The 17,159-nt window shown below is 35.8% G+C and carries 20 protein-coding genes; 15 read left to right on the forward strand and 5 right to left on the reverse strand.

The genetic code is table 11. The annotated features are described in order from the left end of the window. The first annotated feature begins 90 nt into the window (after nucleotides 1-90). From K5X82_07240 to K5X82_07250, 3 genes are all read left to right on the forward strand, one after another. A complete protein-coding gene (locus tag K5X82_07240; protein ID QZT38684.1) occupies nucleotides 91-2,067 on the forward strand; it encodes a T9SS type A sorting domain-containing protein in 1,977 nt (658 codons plus the stop codon). A gap of 75 nt (nucleotides 2,068-2,142) precedes the next feature. Continuing rightward, entirely contained in the window at nucleotides 2,143-3,552 is a 1,410-nt protein-coding gene (locus tag K5X82_07245) for a sulfatase (protein ID QZT38685.1), read from the forward strand. Nucleotides 3,553-3,649: 97 nt separating this feature from the next. Beyond that, on the forward strand, nucleotides 3,650-4,705 hold the full coding sequence (locus K5X82_07250; GenBank protein ID QZT38686.1) for an IS5 family transposase: 1,056 nt from the start codon (nucleotides 3,650-3,652) through the stop codon (nucleotides 4,703-4,705). 335 nt (nucleotides 4,706-5,040) lie between these two features. On the opposite strand, the gene K5X82_07255 is transcribed toward K5X82_07250, so the two are convergent. The 5 genes from K5X82_07255 to K5X82_07275 all read right to left on the reverse strand — a co-directional run bounded on the left by K5X82_07255 (nucleotide 5,041) and on the right by K5X82_07275 (nucleotide 8,795). Then, on the reverse strand, nucleotides 5,041-5,445 hold the full coding sequence (locus K5X82_07255) for a hypothetical protein (GenBank protein ID QZT38687.1): 405 nt from the start codon (nucleotides 5,443-5,445) through the stop codon (nucleotides 5,041-5,043). Then, nucleotides 5,438-5,989, reverse strand: coding sequence for a hypothetical protein (locus tag K5X82_07260; protein ID QZT38688.1), 552 nt, complete (start codon nucleotides 5,987-5,989; stop codon nucleotides 5,438-5,440). The genes K5X82_07255 and K5X82_07260 overlap by 8 nt, the downstream gene beginning before the upstream one ends. A 3-nt stretch (nucleotides 5,990-5,992) precedes the next feature. Further along, the gene (locus K5X82_07265; GenBank protein QZT38689.1) at nucleotides 5,993-6,712 is read right to left on the reverse strand and encodes a TIGR04255 family protein; all 720 of its coding nucleotides are present in this window, start codon (nucleotides 6,710-6,712) and stop codon (nucleotides 5,993-5,995) included. A 782-nt stretch (nucleotides 6,713-7,494) separates the two neighbouring features. Continuing rightward, complete coding sequence (locus K5X82_07270; protein QZT38690.1) at nucleotides 7,495-8,052, reverse strand: hypothetical protein; 558 nt, start codon at nucleotides 8,050-8,052, stop codon at nucleotides 7,495-7,497. Nucleotides 8,053-8,159: 107 nt separating this feature from the next. Then, nucleotides 8,160-8,795: a hypothetical protein gene (locus K5X82_07275; GenBank protein QZT38691.1), complete on the reverse strand. Its 636-nt coding sequence runs from the start codon at nucleotides 8,793-8,795 to the stop codon at nucleotides 8,160-8,162. A 121-nt stretch (nucleotides 8,796-8,916) separates the two neighbouring features. On the opposite strand from K5X82_07275, the gene K5X82_07280 reads away from it, so the two are divergent. From K5X82_07280 to K5X82_07335, 12 genes are all read left to right on the forward strand, one after another. Then, a complete protein-coding gene (locus tag K5X82_07280; protein ID QZT38692.1) occupies nucleotides 8,917-9,123 on the forward strand; it encodes a hypothetical protein in 207 nt (68 codons plus the stop codon). A 49-nt stretch (nucleotides 9,124-9,172) separates the two neighbouring features. Beyond that, the gene (locus tag K5X82_07285) at nucleotides 9,173-9,415 is read left to right on the forward strand and encodes a helix-turn-helix domain-containing protein (GenBank protein ID QZT38693.1); all 243 of its coding nucleotides are present in this window, start codon (nucleotides 9,173-9,175) and stop codon (nucleotides 9,413-9,415) included. Between the two features lie 11 nt (nucleotides 9,416-9,426). After that, nucleotides 9,427-9,630, forward strand: coding sequence for a hypothetical protein (locus tag K5X82_07290; protein ID QZT38694.1), 204 nt, complete (start codon nucleotides 9,427-9,429; stop codon nucleotides 9,628-9,630). 208 nt (nucleotides 9,631-9,838) lie between these two features. Next, nucleotides 9,839-10,507 (forward strand): hypothetical protein, encoded by a 669-nt coding sequence (locus tag K5X82_07295; protein QZT38695.1) that lies wholly within the window; start codon nucleotides 9,839-9,841, stop codon nucleotides 10,505-10,507. Nucleotides 10,508-10,523: 16 nt separating this feature from the next. Further along, nucleotides 10,524-10,937 (forward strand): hypothetical protein, encoded by a 414-nt coding sequence (locus K5X82_07300; protein QZT38696.1) that lies wholly within the window; start codon nucleotides 10,524-10,526, stop codon nucleotides 10,935-10,937. Between the two features lie 3 nt (nucleotides 10,938-10,940). Continuing rightward, the gene (locus K5X82_07305; GenBank protein QZT38697.1) at nucleotides 10,941-11,426 is read left to right on the forward strand and encodes a DUF4494 domain-containing protein; all 486 of its coding nucleotides are present in this window, start codon (nucleotides 10,941-10,943) and stop codon (nucleotides 11,424-11,426) included. Then, on the forward strand, nucleotides 11,405-12,955 hold the full coding sequence (locus tag K5X82_07310; protein QZT38698.1) for an HNH endonuclease: 1,551 nt from the start codon (nucleotides 11,405-11,407) through the stop codon (nucleotides 12,953-12,955). Before K5X82_07305 ends, K5X82_07310 begins: the two co-directional genes overlap by 22 nt. Nucleotides 12,956-12,980: 25 nt before the next feature. After that, nucleotides 12,981-13,355, forward strand: coding sequence for a hypothetical protein (locus tag K5X82_07315; GenBank protein QZT38699.1), 375 nt, complete (start codon nucleotides 12,981-12,983; stop codon nucleotides 13,353-13,355). Continuing rightward, nucleotides 13,339-13,710, forward strand: a complete 372-nt coding sequence (locus tag K5X82_07320; GenBank protein QZT38700.1) for an HNH endonuclease — start codon at nucleotides 13,339-13,341, stop codon at nucleotides 13,708-13,710. The genes K5X82_07315 and K5X82_07320 overlap by 17 nt, the downstream gene beginning before the upstream one ends. Nucleotides 13,711-13,850: 140 nt before the next feature. After that, nucleotides 13,851-14,249, forward strand: coding sequence for a P27 family phage terminase small subunit (locus K5X82_07325; GenBank protein ID QZT38701.1), 399 nt, complete (start codon nucleotides 13,851-13,853; stop codon nucleotides 14,247-14,249). Then, nucleotides 14,233-15,915 carry a hypothetical protein gene (locus tag K5X82_07330; protein ID QZT38702.1) on the forward strand — a complete coding sequence of 561 codons (1,683 nt, stop codon included), beginning with the start codon at nucleotides 14,233-14,235 and terminating at the stop codon, nucleotides 15,913-15,915. The genes K5X82_07325 and K5X82_07330 overlap by 17 nt, the downstream gene beginning before the upstream one ends. After that, nucleotides 15,912-17,159: a phage portal protein gene (locus K5X82_07335; GenBank protein QZT38703.1), complete on the forward strand. Its 1,248-nt coding sequence runs from the start codon at nucleotides 15,912-15,914 to the stop codon at nucleotides 17,157-17,159. Before K5X82_07330 ends, K5X82_07335 begins: the two co-directional genes overlap by 4 nt.

The raw sequence follows: 17,159 nt of genomic DNA on the forward strand, positions 1-17,159 counted from the left end.
AAACAACTTCTAAACAGAATCAGATATCATTATTACTAAAGTGTTGTAACTTCATAAGAACTAAATTAATTAAATCAAACACTTATGCTTATGAAGAAAATTTACATGTTCATTATTTTCATGGTTACTTTGAGTCACGTATCGGCTCAATCTCAACAGACTGATGCAAAAACATCAATTCGTTTTGATGGTACAAAGAAGGGAGTAATAACCATGCCTAATCTAAAAAGTAGTTTAGGAACCTCTTTAGATGAATTTACCATTGAATTTTGGTGTAAAAGATATCGAGAGCCTCAACTCGATAAATGGGGACACTATATAAAGATTGGTCTATCTGGCGGAAAAGGGTTAGGGATACAAGTACCAAAATTTGGAGGCTTTAACCTTGTTTTTGGAAATGGGGCTGGTCAAAAACCTGTCTACAGACAGGTTAAGAATACGGCGGAGATGAGTGAGTGGACGCATGTTGCATGGGTCTATAAGAATGCACAGTTTCATGCTTACATTAATGGTGAAGCTGTTCCTTGTCATTTCGGTAGGCATGACATACCAACATCTATAGAGCTTGGAGATACTTATGTTGTTGGAGATAAGACGGGAACAAACATGAGGTCTCTACGTGTATGGAAAAAGGCAAGAACCTCTGATCAAATCCAACAAAACTATAATAAAGAAGTTTCTACAAATAGTAATCTTGTGGTTCACTACACGATGCAAGATAACGACATGCCATATAATGTTATAGATACAAGTGGAAATCAATTGGATGGAACAATATCAACATCATCTACAACGAAATACGAAAGTGACATAGTTACCCCTACTACAGGAAAAGGTAACCGTATTGTAGGATATTTACCATACTATAGAATGTCGAATGTATCAGAAGAACAGGTATCATTATTGACAGACGTGGTTATCTTCTCAGTATTCCCAAATCCAAATACAGGAGAAATTCAGATCTCAAAATACGATAAGAATGGGAAACGAATTTTTAAACATCAGAAAGGTGGCTCTGGTCTAAAGCAAGCAGATATTGAAAGAGTCGTTTCCTATTGTGACACCCATGGAGTTAAAGCACATCTATGTATTGGCGGAGGAGATTATGCCTTGCCATTTAGACGATTGGTTGACAATGGAAATGCTAAAAAATTTGCAGAGAATCTCACCAATTTATGTATTGAATTAGGTCTTGATGGTGTAGATGTTGATTGGGAATTCCCAAGTTATAGTGATTTAAACAAGGTTGACCTCTTGTTTCAAACTCTATATAATCATCTAACACCAAACAACTTGTCTCTTTCAGGTGCATTCTCAAGTTATGAATACTCACAGAAACCTAGTATCTTATCAGCTGTTCGCAACGAACCGTTGTTAGACCTTATTAATGTGATGGGATATGTAAACACAATGGGTGGAATATACAGAGCTGAGAATGTGTTTGTGAAAAAATACAAACTTCCTAAAGAAAAAGTCATTGCAGGTGTTCCTTTTTATACTTTCCCTAAAGTAAATGTAATGACCTACAATAAGATGGTTTCGACTGCTAAAGCTGCAGGTAAAGTAATTACTCCAGAAATGAATTCCATCACACTTAATGGTAAAGTGTATAATTATAATGGGGTAAATCTTGTAAAGAAAAAAACTCGCTATTGTAAAAACAAATTAGGAGGAGTAATGATTTGGGAGATTGGACAAGATATGCCTGCAGATAATGATTTTTCACTCTTAGCAGCAATAAACCAAGTGATGAACGAAGGGGAAGTAAAAACAAAGAGTGGCGATCTATTCTCAGAAGAGCTGTCAAAAAGAGACAATATAATGGATGCTAATACTGTAATCTATCCTTCAAATATTATTGACCATTTCAATATTCGTTTAGCGGAGCAAGGTCAATATAGAGTTGAAGTCTTCAATGCGCAAGGAAAACAGGTAGCAAGCAAGAGATACACCTTGTTTAGTAATGATGAACAAAGAGTGCCTCTTATTGTCCCATCTGGAGTATATATTGTGATGATATATGACGACACGAATAAGTTGATCCATAAATCTAAACTAATAAGATAATTATTATAATGCGCAAAGAGGGAGAAAAGTCTCCCTCTTTCATTTATCTCAACAACAATGAAAAACACACTCTTTTTGAAATTCGTTATATGTCTGGCCTTTCTTATGGCTGGTCATAATGTGAAAGCACAAAAAAAATCACCCAATGTCGTAATGATTTTTCTTGATGACAGTGGTTATGGTGATTATGAACATAATGGTAATCCAACAATTAAAACACCAAATCTTTCAACATTAAAAGATAGTGGCATAAACTTTACACAGTTCTATGTCCCTACAGCAGCCTGTACTGCATCAAGATATTCACTATTAACTGGACGCTATCCTGGTAGGTCTGGTCTAGGTAGTTGGGTGATTAATCCAAAAACCAAACAATATATTCACCCCAAAGAGATTACGATAGCTGAGGGACTAAAGTCTATAGGTTATAAAACAGCCATGTTTGGCAAATGGCATCTTGGTACTCCTAACAAAGCAAACAATTTCACCCCAGATGCTCTACCTTTAGCACATGGTTTTGACTCATGGATCGGAACAAATGTCTCTCATGACTATGAGAACTCAATGTTAATTAAAAGTCAAAAGAATGGCAACAAACCTGCTGTCGGCTATGAGGTTATTAGTGATTCTGTAAGACATCATCAAAAGGTAGCAGAATCATTAACAGGAATTTGCACAAAAGAGGCAATTAGATTTATTGAGAAAAACCATAAATCACCATTCTTTGCTTATGTCGCATATAATATGCCCCACCTTGGGCTTTGGGTAAGCGATAAATTTAAAGGGCACTCTCGAAGAGGTACATTAGGTGATGTTATGGAGGAGTTAGACTTTTCCATAGGCGAAATACTCAAAACCTTAGAACGTAAACATATTCGTGAAAATACCATTGTGATTATATCCTCTGACAATGGTCCATGGATTAAGTTTGAAACCGAAACTAAATCTAAATATGGAGACACAAGACTTCAGGTAGGTTACGCAACACCATTTAGAGATGGCAAAGGTTCAACGTGGGAAGGAGGACATCGTGTGTTAGGTATGATTAGTTGGCCTGCAAAGATCAAAAAACATCATAATGAGCAAGTACCAGTAAGTACTCTAGATATTTTGCCAACCATATTTTCAATAACAGGTGTACCGTTACCAAAAGATAGAACAATTGATGGTAGAGACATCACCCCTCTACTGTTTGGGAAGAAATTCGTTAAACCCTTTAATTTCCTATATAACTACACACGAAATAATCCATCAGCAATTAGACAAGGGCCTTGGAAGCTTCATATAAGAATAGGATCACAAACGAAAAACAACTATGGTTTTACTGCATCCAAAGATAAACCTTTACTATTTCAAGTAGAACAAGATCTTGGTGAACGTATCAATGTCGCCGATAAGAATCCGCTTATCGTTGATAAACTCTTGAATGAATTAGAGAATAAAGAAAGTCAAATTAAAGAAGAAGGTACTTTCTGGGATAATTAATTCCCACTATCACTTTAGGGGGGCTCTCATAATTATTTAACTGATATTTAACATATTACATTGTAATTCTTATACTAAAAAAGTGATCTTTATAAATATGAACTACAAGAATATCACTAACGATTCATTATTTGATGACGTTTTTAGGCTAGAGAAGCTTCAAGAAATGGGAGATCCTTTATATCGTTTAAATCAGGTTATCGATTGGGAGTTATTTCTCCCCATCTTAGAAAAGGTATATGAAAAAGATCGCAAAAGTAATGCTGGTGCTCCAGCTTACTGTCCTATTATGATGTTTAAGATTTTGATACTACAACGCTATTATAATCTTAGTGATTTTCAAACAGAATATCAGATTATTGATAGGCATTCATTTAGTCAATTCTTAGGTTTAGTTCGGAGTAGTTCTATACCAGACGAAAAAACAATTTGGCGATTTAGAGAAAGACTTTCAGTTCTAGATTTAGAAAGAGAACTTTTTGAACAGTTTCATCATGTATTAAATAATGAGGGTTTGCTTGTTTCTGAAGGTAAAATTGTTGATGCTAGTTTTGTGGAAGTTCCAAGACAAAGAAATAGCAAAAAAGAGAATGAATATATCAAAGAAAACAACTGTGCTCCAAAGGAATGGCATTCAAATAAGAATAAACTTCGTCAGAAAGATGTAAATGCACGTTGGGCGAAAAAACGTAATGAAAAACATTTTGGCTATAAGAATCATATCAAAATAGACAGTGATAGTAAATTGATTACAGATTATACTTCTTCAAGTGCTGAAGTTCATGACTCAAAAGCATTAGATTTACTCATTGGAGATGATACAGATCAAGATTGTAAATTCTATGCTGATAGTGCTTATACAGGAGAACGATGTGATAAGCTTATAGACGAAAGTAAAATGGAGAATAATGTAAATGAGAAAGGAGTAAGAAATAAACCTTTAACTGACCAGCAAAAGGAAAATAATAAAGAAAAATCAAAAACAAGAGCAAGAGTTGAGCATGTGTTTGGTTTTATGGAAAATAGTATGGGAAATTTGCAAATGAGGTGTATTGGATTTGAAAGATCAAGTACAATTATTGGGCTAATCAACCTCACATACAACTTGTTTAGGTATGAACAAATTATAAGATTAAAGTTAATGGTAAAATAACTGTGTCTACACTTTAAATAATGAAATGTAATGCACTGATTATCAATAATTAAAAATACACACTATTATATGTGAGGTTTCTCAAATTTACCGAACATATAGGATCAAACAAAAAAACTAATTTTGAGAGGTTCCCTTTAAAACAAAAAGGAATTATAAGAACTCATCTTATAATTCCTTTATTTTACTTATGTCGGGATGAGAAGATTCGAACTTCCGACCCCACGCCCCCCAGAGATGAAGGCGTTTGCACTTAAAAAACAGATAACCAAGATACTACTTAGCTACACATTGGAAATTTGCACTATTTTTGCACGAAATATGGTTTCGCTTATTTAGTATACAATAAAATTAGGCCCCGATTCCTTTAAGATCTTTTTTGCTATAACTTTGATATCCGAAGGCATAGGAACACCTTCTTTGACTTCAAAATTATAGATAATATCAGCATGTGATTTATTATTAAATAACGGACTTATTATGACCTCTGCTTGATTTTCATTAATAACCTTAACAGTAATAGGAAGTTTACCTACTATTTTTTTATGGTCACTAGACATCTCTTGAATTATTCGTTTTTCAATATCTGAATCAAATAGTCTTTGTCTATTTACTGAAACTTCATTCGTATCTTTAGGAGGCATCAGGCATTGATATTTGATTTTGTTCTTACTACTATAGTGATAAGGAGAAAAAATAAGTCTTAACACGGTTTCTTCTGATGGAACTATATTAGGCATTAAAAATATTAATTTTTTCGATAAGTATAGATCTAAGTTCATTATCAAATGATTCTTCAATAGTGAATGATTTATCTGAATAACCTTTTTCAAAGTCATCAAAAACAATGTTGATTTCTGACATCCCAATTTCTAGATTAATCTCACCATTCTCAAGCTCCCAGTCGAATCCGATTGTTCCGTGCGAAAATGGAGTAATTTCTACCAGATCTAAAGAAGGTAAGCTCTTTATTAAATCAATAGCGTTAGATATAACTTTCGGATTAAATTTAACAGCCCCGTATCCATCCCAATTAGATTCAAGTTTTTTGATGTCACTTAATCTATTATAAAGATCAGTCGATTCTTCTTTAAAATTCTCAAGGTATATATTTGTAATACCTGAAATGTCATTTTCTACAGGTTGAAATATCTCTATCTGGGGCAAACTTATATTTGCATAATCCTTCCATTTTTCTTGATTAGTATCAGCAGAACATATATTACTGAAACATAATAAACCTGTTAATGTTGTTGTGGTGGTTATTGGAGTGTTTTCGAACATAATTTATAGTGTTTGAAATCTTGCAAATAGATCATCTGTAATAAGCTTATAAAAGAGTTTCTTCTCTACCTCATGCATTTGATTAAGTAAAGTGGAAACTTTAGAAGGTTCTATATCACTCTGATTAAAAATATCAATGTCAATTAAAGAACCATTCTTCGATAAGTTTTTACTTTCAAAATTAACTTTATTCGCTAAGCTAAGATTGCAATTAAATCCTTCATATAAGAAAGTATTTCGATAAAAAGAGTTACTTAAATCGATCTCAAAATCTTTTGTTGAGATTTGCAAACTAAGGTCATCAAAAATATTATACTCAACTGATCTATGTTCAATTAAATTAACATAACGCATTCCTATTCTTGTATTTGTCTTAATCATAGGAGTAATTTCTTTGTAGATTAAGTCAAATCTACTTTTTAAATCATCCCATCCCTTATAAGATCCTATTATATCAAGAATTATGATATCAGAACCTATTTGGACAGAACTGTTATTATTAAAAAGTTTAAATAATGGTTTATACTGAAGATTTGGATCTTTCCTTCTTACATTTTCTGGAATGTTATTAATTGGTAAAGCTTCAAACTGATTGTAGGTTGATGAAATCACAGGCATTAATTTTCCTACGACTTCATTGGCAGTCTTATTATCTATAAGTTCGAATCTTATATCAATAAATACTTGTACAATAGGGCACTTTTCAATTGGCAATTCTTTCATAATAGTAAATTCATTAAATCGTAACTATTTTTAGTATCCAAAAAAGTTAGTTTCTTTCAATTAATTAATTAAAAGTATATATTATATCCAATATTTTGAACTAATAAATTGTTAATTTTAAAAACACTCTTTCTTACATCAAGTTTTTCTTATCCAATTCTCCGTATAAAAACTTTAATAGATATGATTGCGTACCTCATTAGTTTACCAACTTTATCATATATATTAAATATCAATATAGCTAGATATATAAACAGATTGTAAGAATCAAAAATGTATTAGTATATTATAAACAAAGTTATTTAGCCAAGTGTTCGATAATGCAAAACTTTAACATTTCATTTTTTCCTTAAAATTGGAACGGAGTGACAGACATAATTTATTTTATCTGAGAAATATTCGCCAAGTGAATATATTCCATCGATCCCAAGGTTCAAATATCCAAGATCTTCACCTCATAAAGTAACATTCTTAATTGTAGATAGACCATGTTCGTTACCTTCATCATGACATTGAATAGTTTGTTCATTGTCATCTAATGATTTAAATTCCTCCATTCTATTTCATCCTAGATGATATCAAACGAAATCTAATACTCTTTATTTTTTTAATCTGACACTGCAACTTATTGAATTTGGTAAGCACTGACAAAGATTATCATCAATTGAACAATGCATTGTTTCACAATCAACATATACAATCAGCTCTACAAAGTCATCTAGAAAACCTTAATATGCACTCCTTTTGACACACAGAACTTATACATATTACCATCCCTAGAATCAAAATCCAGTATTATCCTGTTTCTTTTTTGCATTTTCAAATTCTGTATCGACACCACTTATAAAGTTCTCATAGTTATTGATCACTAACATTACCGTATAATTATTAGTTGCAGGAAGAAATTTAGGACGAAGCTCTACAGACGTAGTTTTATCAGGATGAATAAGAACAGTTCCATATTTACTATGTTGATCAAACAAAATAGGAATATTCCAATTATCAGGCTGAAACCACACTTTATATCCTTTATTCACCAAAAATTTAAATGTATTATTTAGGTAAACCTCTCCGCTGGAGCTAGATAATCCAAATGCCGAACCTTTAGGAACTAAAATAATTCCCTTAAGAAGGTTATTGTATATGTGAAGATTCTGTTTGTACATACGCCAATTTACACCATTCCCTAATTGAATGTTTGTGTAATCGGATTTATGCAATTTAAATTCTTTATATGCTGCCTTCTTCGACATGTTATATTCGAATCCTTTATATAAGGACTGTGAATAAGAGAAATACGAACAGAAGACTACTAAAAGGAGAACAGTTAGTTTTTTCATTAGTATATATTGGTTTAAGTTATTCTATAATCTTATTTTACATTCACTACGTGAATTATAAGGCTACAACCTTATATTGAGCTATTATAAGGTTGTAGCCTTATAATTTACACCATACTCATCACCATCATCACTTTATAGATACCAAAGATATCCTCCATGGACACATCAAAAGCTGGGTAATTCTCATTAAAAGAGACACAAGTAATAACCCCGTCCTTCTTGGATGGCTTAAGTTGCTTTACTACGATACCGTTTGTTGTATCCAGGACAAACACTTTACCCCATTCGATAAATGCTTTTTCGTTGATCTTCTTGATAAGAATCTTTGATCCATTCGGATAAAGAGGTTCCATACTATTTCCAACAACAGTAATCCCGAAATCGACATCATGAATTGGTGACAACATGGTTTCACAATCCGCATCGGTAACTTGGGCCACAAAGTCATCCAGATACCCTCCAGATGCATTTACTGGTAATAACGGTATGCTTTTACCTAATGGTGCCACTTTATAGTGGCTAGAATCCTTCTCATTTCTAATCATATCCCCCTCGCCTGTAATTAACCACTCGACACTAACATCCCTATATGAATTGAGAAATCTCAATATATTATCTTCTGATATTCCACTCTTTTGAGACAATACCCCATTAGAAGCCCCTGTCATCTTGTAAAAATCAGACTTTGGAACACCTTTAAAATCAAGATATTGTATAATTCTATTTTTAATTATAGACATTTCTCTATTATTTTCTTTTAAATATTGAGATAACTCTATATATTTGTGTTATCATATTTTACTTTAGTAAAGATAGCAAAATTCATTTTTTGATCTATTAACAACTTATAAAAACTTGCAAATGACCAACCCCGTACAAATCAGCCTCGGCAGAAAACACCATAAAGTACTTAGAAATGAATTCCTTCCTAAGATGTCACGCCAGACGATCTTTAATGCTTTAAACTACCGAAGCAATACAAAGAACTCTCGTGAAGTAAGATGTCGAGCGAAAGAACTACTTCTCAATGAGATCTCACTTATTGAGAGAACGGAAAGACTCCTATAAAGCATCGCTATTCATAGAATACTTACAAACTATCCTAAATTAATATATCATGCATACAATACCAGTTTCAGAAAAAAAAGTCACTACTATTTTTTGTGATATCAATACAAAGAAATGGTTAAGCCTAGAAGAGGCAATTACCTATTTAGGTTTTGGGAGTAAAGATCTTTTCAGAAGATGGAGAGAAAATGGTGTTCTCACTTACTACAAACTTGGAAAACGAATCGTCTACAAACGTGCAGACATTGACAAATATATCGAGAGTTGTCGAATCATTGCTTTTAACCAATAAAATAAACCACCATGAAAACGACTAAAAAAGGGCTACCATACGAAATGACGATCACTAAAGATTGTATTCACTTCATCTTTGATGATGATACCAGTGTGTTTGTGGATCATGACGACCTATCGGTTTACGATATGGACGGAATGATGACCATTCCAGCACATAAGCAAGAGGTGGTCGATAAAGAGATAGCCATGTTAAAATTACTCATACGATGAATGCGACCTCTCACCCACTCATTAAAGAGTATAGAGAGCCACTGTTTCGTATTATAGTGGATTTACGCCACAACTGCATCATTACCCACTGGTATAAGCATGCACCTAAAATAAGATACTTTCTCCAGGAACCGACCATGAAACAGTATGGGCGGATTCTGGAAGAGATGGAAAGTATGATCACTTAATTCTTTTGTAACTGTATCCTATGAGCTCCTTTCAACATATCGAGGCATATATCTCTTTTAGATATCCTAACTGGAGAGATCGAGCGGTCCAGTTATCTCATGAACATCACTTTGTAGGATGGGAAGATGACCTCTTACAGAATGTGATCATGAACCTATTGGATAAACCCAAAGAACTACTCTACAACTTGTATGAGGCGGAAACTTCCATGATTGTAAATGGAAAGCCAACCAGAGAACTAGATAAGTATGTACTGCATATGCTTAGAGTGAATGCGTTCTCTACCTCTGGACAATTTAGGACAAGGATACTAGGTGAACGAACCTCGAATCAAGAGGGACAACAGTCTCAAAAGGTAGATATTGAAGAGTTGGAAGAGTCCCTGTTCATTGAAGAGGAGAATAGCCAGGAAGAAGCGAAAAAGATCCGATGCTTACATGCAAAGATCATTAAGAGGATGCGATCTCATAAAGTGAATGCTTTGGTGATTGAAGTGTATCGTTTTCGCTGTATCGATGGAAGTCATTGGAAGTTCTGGAACAAAGCCAATCTTTCAGAGGCCAAAGAGATAGAGAAGATGTGTATCCGATATGCTACGACTTTCAATAAAAGAGAACTGGAGAGAAACACAATCAATTTATTTATAAAAAAGGGGTGGATACCATCTCTAAATCTAACACTATTTTAATATGGAAAACATATCAATGATTCAACTAAGACACGTATTAAAGACCAGAGCCAAAGAGCTTAAAGAAGGTGTGAACCAAGGAACAAAGATGCCCATCTACTATGTATGTCAATTAGTGCTTAACTATTGTGAAGGTGTCGTTCATATCTACAACCATACCAATAGATTGGAATATCCTCCTATTTATGGATATGTAGACATGGCCAAAGATGAAGAAGAGCGTCACTTCAACACTTCAAAGCTAGATATGGAACAACCTCTGGAGATAACCAAGTTCTTCACGGAAGAGATCAAAGCCATCTTTCTAACCCATGAAGATGCAAAAGAACATATCAAGAGACAAAATCACAACCTATTCAAACCATTTGTTTGGATTCAAAGTGCAGGTTATAGCAATAGACAATTTGAACAGTTAACCGAAAACAACTAAACCATGGTAGAGTTATTTGAGACAAAGGTCCGCTATGAAATGGTGGACGAAAAAGGACACACAAAGAAGGCTTTAGACTCTTATGTTATCGACGCCATGAACTTTAGTGATGTGGAGTGTTTTATCTCACGCTATCTAAGTGAAAGAGCTCTGGATAAAGAGATGATCTCAGTAAGAGCCATTCGACGTATCAATATTTCAATGTTTGTAAGATCAGAACATGACGTATGGTTCAAAGCGAAAATTCGTCTCCAGGAAGAGAAAAAGACCTACCACCATAATGTCCTGGTACAGGCCAAAGATTTAACCGATGCATACGATCAGTTGGAAGAAGCATTAGAACGTGACTATCCAGATGTTTGCTTCGCTATTGTTTCCGTACAAAAGACGGTGATTGTAGATGCTTTACACTCTACTCCAGAAGAACAAAGACCCACATTATTTGATAAAGTTGAAGTAAGTTATAATTGTATGACGGTTGTAAAATAGAACTGGCCCTAGATTCAAAGAAAGGGTTTGCCTCACTTGATAGTATCGGATCACATTCCGAGCTAACGGGTGAGGTATTGCCACTTCCAAGCACTGCAAAGGAACAAGGATGCTATTTCATCAAACAACCGAATAAGTACCACAATACAAAACACTACTTTCAAGGAAGCCTCCACAAGTACCATAATGGAGGTTTCCAGAATCACGATGATTTCTCTATTGATAAAGTTAAGGCTACCATTGACGATATAACCGATCGTTACAAGGTAGACCCAACCAAGAGTAAGATCATAAACCTTGAGTTTGGGGTAAACATATTACTCCCTCCTGGAATGAACGCCCAGAGCTTTCAAAAGTACCTGGTAAGCATAAGCAATAGAGGATTTGATAAACTGAACCGTCGTAATGTACGTATTGGGTACATTGCCGAATTCAGCGAGTTTAATCTTAAGATCTACGACAAAGGATTACAAGGGATGACGGGAGAAAAGAACCGTTTACGTGTAGAGATTAAGGTCATGCGAACCCGTTGGTTAGATCAGTTTGGCATTATCAAATCAGGTGACGACCTGGTTTTATCAGATCTTTTAAATCCATATAACATCTCGATACTCGGAGAGGTATTAGTAAATAAAGTTCAATTGCTCGTACTACTACCCCGTGATATCGATACCAAACAGTTAACACCAAAAGAGCGATTAACCTACGTAGAATGTAGAGATGCCCGAAGTTGGGAGGATTGGGACAGCAAGACTCGGACAAGAAAGAAAAGTCAACTAGATAAGATATTTCAAAAGGTAGGACAAAAGAATCCAGTAGAGACACTCTCCCAATTAATTCGCACAAAATGGGGTGAGTTATCTACTGTGTGCGATGATTCTTTGTCCACCTTAGAGATAGATCAATGCGAAGTAGAGGATCACTCCAAACAAGAGCCTTCTACTAACAGCACTGAAATAATACAGAATGGTAACAAAGGTGATAAAAAAGCCACTATTTCCAATATAGATGAAGTGGGATATCGTACCTTTTTACTAACTGTTCTTATCTATACGGATTGTATTTACTTCATAGAACAACGTATTCGTGGCCCTCCTGGTTGTTCCTGTCATCCTCCTATATTCTTAAAAGAGGTTATGAAACATAGTGAAGAGCCTATCTGGTGCAAGATGTATAGAGAGAAATATATTAAGCCCAAACAGAAAGAGAGACAGAAGAGAGGATGGACCAAAGAGAGCCAACAAGGGTTTTACGTATCGAAGGCATGGCGTACACTTCGTAATGCTTTTATCCAGGAACACCCTATATGTGTACGTTGTGAGAAGCGTGGTATTGTAAGAGAAGGGAATGTGGTAGATCATATTATCCCTGTATGTGATGACGCTTCGTTATCCTTAGATTGGAATAACCTACAGACGCTTTGTCATTGGCACCACAGACATAAGACTGGAGAAGACCAACGCCACCGTAATAGATCGAAACTAATCAAGAGTGGTAAGCAGATCATGGAAGAGTTAAAGCAGCGTTGAACATATCTATATTAAAGAAAACAATATGGCAAAGCAGACAACAGCAAAGGATAAAGCAGCAGCACAAGAAGCACCTACAGTAACAGAACAACCCTCTCTATCAACGGATAAAGAGTTATTGATTCTTAAGAAGGAGAATATCAACAGTATTAAGATCCATACTCTGAATGATCGGTTTGCTGTGGTACGTATGGATGTAGAGCGTCATATGTATGGTTGTAAACTGATAGATCATAGTATGGCCAAACAGATTCAAGAGAAGCTCATGGACGAATCACATAAGTATGTTGTGATTGAATCTTATCTATGGATTGAACAGGATGCCATCACAGATAAGAACATTGAGGAGTACTCTTTAACAGTAGACATTAAAGGCCAAGAAGATGAAGAAGCACACTAAGATTTATATGAATCACTTCGACTATGGAGAGCAGGATTATATCGGATGTGAGTGGTGTGGAAGACCTGCAGCCGATGTTCATCACTTAGAAGCTCGTGGAATGGGTGGATCTAAAGACAAAGATTACATTGAAAACCTTATGGGATTGTGTCGTTTTTGCCACGATAAAGCACATGAACACCGCTCTTTCAACGATAAACTAAAGCATAAGCACCAGTATATTTTGAAGAGGTACAAAGAGTATCCAAGATACCAGATGTTCCCTCAAGAGTTGATTAAATCCTCATTGTCCTGGAATTCAGCAGAAAAGATATTTCCAGAACGTAGGGGGGTATACATGAAAGGATTGGTCTAATCTCCTAACCACAACCCCATAAGCCCCTCTCTTTTTTGTCTAGGTTTTACCTAGGGGGGGGTAAATACTCTAAGACACTAGGAATCAGAAAGGAGTTATAAATCTGTCCCTTAAAAAAACGGCATAAAAAAAATGTTAACATGTCATTACGCAAACAAGAGATATTACAGCTATTTAATGAGCTAGGAATCGAGGTTCAAAAACATGAATTCCATATCAATAGAATGGTGAAGAGGTTCTCCAGTTATAAGCGAATTCTTAAAAAGGCCAATCGCTATATGGTGGAGGATGACATGTTAATCGAATCTTTGGTTATGTGTGAAGCGTTGAGGGATCGGACATACTGGAAGATGGTCATTGAGGGGGAAACGGTCTTTGTCGACAAGAACCAAACGATCAAACAGAAGAATCATCTAGCATCAATATACAATGATCAGATCAAACACATTAACCTTATATCTAAAAAACTTGGGTTAAGTCCTTTTGATAGGAACGAACTAAAAATAGAGCAGGAACACGACGATGGCTTTAACGATTGATCAATACATATCTAAAACGCTTAAGGATGCAGATCAATATATCCATGATGTACTAGAAGGTCGAATTGTAACCAGTGTATGGATCTATTTGGCAGTACAAAGAAGCCAACAGGATAGAGAAAGAGAAGATATCTATTTCGATGAAAACGCCGTTCGTCGGGTATATGAGTTCTTCTCTTTTCTTCGTATAAAGAAAGGGAGCGAATACGCTCAGTTTATTCTTTCTCCATACCAGGCTTGGATGTTGTATGAGATCTTTGGATGGTTCTTTGATGATGGTCGCCGTCGATATCGTTATGCGGTGCTTTATACCGCCCGTAAATCTGGTAAAACGGTCTTCTCTGTTGGGATTGAACTCTACATGACCATGTATGATAGAGAGAAAGACCCAGAAGCCTATCTGTGTGCTACCACCAAAGAACAAGCAGGGCAAGGATTGAAATATGTAAAGAGTATCATTGGCGAATCTCTATCGCTTAGAAGGCGTTTAAAAGTACAGCAATATCAAATCCTATATCCTAAGCGTAGAGGCTTAATGAAAGTGTTGGCCAACAAACCAGATGCCAACGATTCATTAAACCCATACGTCTATATCCTGGATGAAATGCACGCCCATAAGACACTCGATTTCTTTAATGTAATGAAGTCTGGAACATTGAGCCGTGCGAACCCTTTGGGAATTATTACCAGTACTGCAGGGTTCAATAAAGAGTATCCTTTTTACAAGATGGTTGACCTTGGCCGTCGTGTCCTGGAGGGAAACGCAGAAGACGACATTACCTTCTATGCGCTGTTTTGTTTGGATGATGACGATAATGTGGAGGATTCCTCTGTGTGGATTAAAGCGAATCCCAATATCGGAGTGACCATCAACTTAAAAGATTTGGAGGCAGAGTGGAAAAAAGCAAAGAACACCATTACAGAGAAGTTCAATTTTATCACAAAGAACTTAAATCGTTATGTCGACCAACCCAACACATGGATACCAGACGACGATTATAAACCTTGTTTTAATGCGGTTCAACTACCCAAAGAGCGTATTCCAGCCTTCATTGGAATAGACCTTGCAGCCACAAGAGATCTGGCCTCATTGGTTATTATATTCGAAGATCCCGAAACCCAACGTTTGAAAGTGATACCAGAGTTCTACTTTCCACAAAACGAAGAGAAGAGAGTCCGACAAAACGGAATCAATATCTTGGATTGGATAGAAGAGGGCTATGTCATTGAACACCCTACCAAAACCATTGATCAAAATCTTATTGTCGAAAGGATCAAGTATTGGAACACCATCTTTGAGGTTACCCAAATAAACTATGACAAGTGGAACTCTGGATTTATCATCCCTACGCTGGAGATGGACGAAGGGCTATACTGTAGAAATTTTAGTCAAACGACGGTATACTTCAATTTCCCGTTGAGGTATATTGAGAAATGCATCTTTGAACAGTCCATCGACCTTTCAGATAATCCCGTGTTGAGGTGGATGTTTCGAAATATTGTCATCTATAAAGACGGGAATGGGAATATTAAGATCATGAAAAACCAATCTCAAGACTCTGTCGATGGTGCGGTAAGTTTGGCCATGGCAATTGGAGCATACCTGGAGAACAATAGTGATATCGTGAAAAGTATTTTTGACTCCTATATTAATGAAAAGGAATGAGTTTTTTTAGTGGATTTACAAATATTTTCTCTGGAGCGAAACGTGCCGTTAACTATGTAGTGGGCGCAGATGTACAAAAGATTGAAGAGAATGGGGTGACAGATGATCCCAGTAGAATAAGTACGGTGTTCACTTGCCATAGTCGCCTTAGTGAACACTTCTCCAGGATGCCTATTCTCATCAAGAAAGAAGAAGGAAGTGCAGACGTGGAAGATCGAAACCACCGCCTTTTTTACCTCCTTCGATATGCGCCCAACCCTTTGCAGAATGCCCAACAGTTTTGGTCTACCATTGAATACCATCGTAACCAATACGGCAATGGGTACGCTCAAGTATTTAGAGATAAGAACTCCTCCTATCCCACGGAGATAAAGATCATTCATCCGTTACAGATTATTGAAGCTCGTATCGTGAAAAATGGAATTATCTACAAGATACAAAAAGAGAATGATAGTCGTAGTTATACGGTTCATTCGAACAATATACTCCACTTTAGAGGATTGTCGGAAGATGGATTGTTTGGTCTTTCACCATTGATTGCCTTGCAGAAAGAGACACGAATCAATGAGAGAGCGTCATCCACTATTGACAACTTTTACAAGAACAATGCGACCTCTCCCATGGCTTTAGAGAGTGAACTACCTGGACAACTTTCGGGACCAGCTGCAAAGATGATTAAAGAGGGGAAAGACGAATTCAAATCAAACTTTACAGGGCCACAAAATGCAGGAAAGATAATTCATCTACCACCACATACCAAGATCACTAAATTGGCTATGCAGTTTGCAGATGCTCAACTTTTAGGAACGCTTAAGTATACCCGTGAAGAGATTGCTGCAGCTTATGGGGTTCCCATGTATATGATTGATGGAAGTGCGGAAAAACTGGATATCGAACAGATGACTTTAAACTTTGCCACCAACACCATGGGGCCGATTGCAAAGATCTATAAGAGTGAAATTGAAAGAAAGCTTTTAACAAAGAAAGAGATCATCAATGGCACTCATATCGAGTTTGATAGTTCTGTCCTTTTAGAGATGGACTATACGAAAAAAGTAAGGGCTGTAAAAGAACAAGTGGTTAATGGATTATTGACTCCAGAAGAGGGGGCCAAAAGGCTAGGAAATAGACCTGTTTCGTCAAAATGGGCTCAATATCATTATGTACAGGCTCAATATATCCCACTGGAACTTTACGAGCAGTACAACCCTTTATTGAAAGACAAATCCAAAATCAAAGAATAA

The organism is Prolixibacteraceae bacterium, from assembly GCA_019856515.1.
Lineage (GTDB): Bacteria > Bacteroidota > Bacteroidia > Bacteroidales > Prolixibacteraceae > Halosquirtibacter > Halosquirtibacter xylanolyticus.

What these genes read in the sequence shown, in the direction of transcription:
- K5X82_07240 (QZT38684.1), top strand. Translation starts at nt 91, where the DNA reads ATGAAGAAAATTTACATGTTCATTATTTTCATGGTTACTTTGAGTCAC.
- K5X82_07250 (QZT38686.1), top strand. Translation starts at nt 3,650, where the DNA reads ATGAACTACAAGAATATCACTAACGATTCATTATTTGATGACGTTTTT.
- K5X82_07255 (QZT38687.1), bottom strand. Translation starts at nt 5,445, where the DNA reads ATGCCTAATATAGTTCCATCAGAAGAAACCGTGTTAAGACTTATTTTT.
- K5X82_07260 (QZT38688.1), bottom strand. Translation starts at nt 5,989, where the DNA reads ATGTTCGAAAACACTCCAATAACCACCACAACAACATTAACAGGTTTA.
- K5X82_07265 (QZT38689.1), bottom strand. Translation starts at nt 6,712, where the DNA reads ATGAAAGAATTGCCAATTGAAAAGTGCCCTATTGTACAAGTATTTATT.
- K5X82_07270 (QZT38690.1), bottom strand. Translation starts at nt 8,052, where the DNA reads ATGAAAAAACTAACTGTTCTCCTTTTAGTAGTCTTCTGTTCGTATTTC.
- K5X82_07275 (QZT38691.1), bottom strand. Translation starts at nt 8,795, where the DNA reads ATGTCTATAATTAAAAATAGAATTATACAATATCTTGATTTTAAAGGT.
- K5X82_07280 (QZT38692.1), top strand. Translation starts at nt 8,917, where the DNA reads ATGACCAACCCCGTACAAATCAGCCTCGGCAGAAAACACCATAAAGTA.
- K5X82_07285 (QZT38693.1), top strand. Translation starts at nt 9,173, where the DNA reads ATGCATACAATACCAGTTTCAGAAAAAAAAGTCACTACTATTTTTTGT.
- K5X82_07290 (QZT38694.1), top strand. Translation starts at nt 9,427, where the DNA reads ATGAAAACGACTAAAAAAGGGCTACCATACGAAATGACGATCACTAAA.
- K5X82_07295 (QZT38695.1), top strand. Translation starts at nt 9,839, where the DNA reads ATGAGCTCCTTTCAACATATCGAGGCATATATCTCTTTTAGATATCCT.
- K5X82_07300 (QZT38696.1), top strand. Translation starts at nt 10,524, where the DNA reads ATGATTCAACTAAGACACGTATTAAAGACCAGAGCCAAAGAGCTTAAA.
- K5X82_07305 (QZT38697.1), top strand. Translation starts at nt 10,941, where the DNA reads ATGGTAGAGTTATTTGAGACAAAGGTCCGCTATGAAATGGTGGACGAA.
- K5X82_07315 (QZT38699.1), top strand. Translation starts at nt 12,981, where the DNA reads ATGGCAAAGCAGACAACAGCAAAGGATAAAGCAGCAGCACAAGAAGCA.
- K5X82_07320 (QZT38700.1), top strand. Translation starts at nt 13,339, where the DNA reads ATGAAGAAGCACACTAAGATTTATATGAATCACTTCGACTATGGAGAG.
- K5X82_07325 (QZT38701.1), top strand. Translation starts at nt 13,851, where the DNA reads ATGTCATTACGCAAACAAGAGATATTACAGCTATTTAATGAGCTAGGA.
- K5X82_07330 (QZT38702.1), top strand. Translation starts at nt 14,233, where the DNA reads ATGGCTTTAACGATTGATCAATACATATCTAAAACGCTTAAGGATGCA.
- K5X82_07335 (QZT38703.1), top strand. Translation starts at nt 15,912, where the DNA reads ATGAGTTTTTTTAGTGGATTTACAAATATTTTCTCTGGAGCGAAACGT.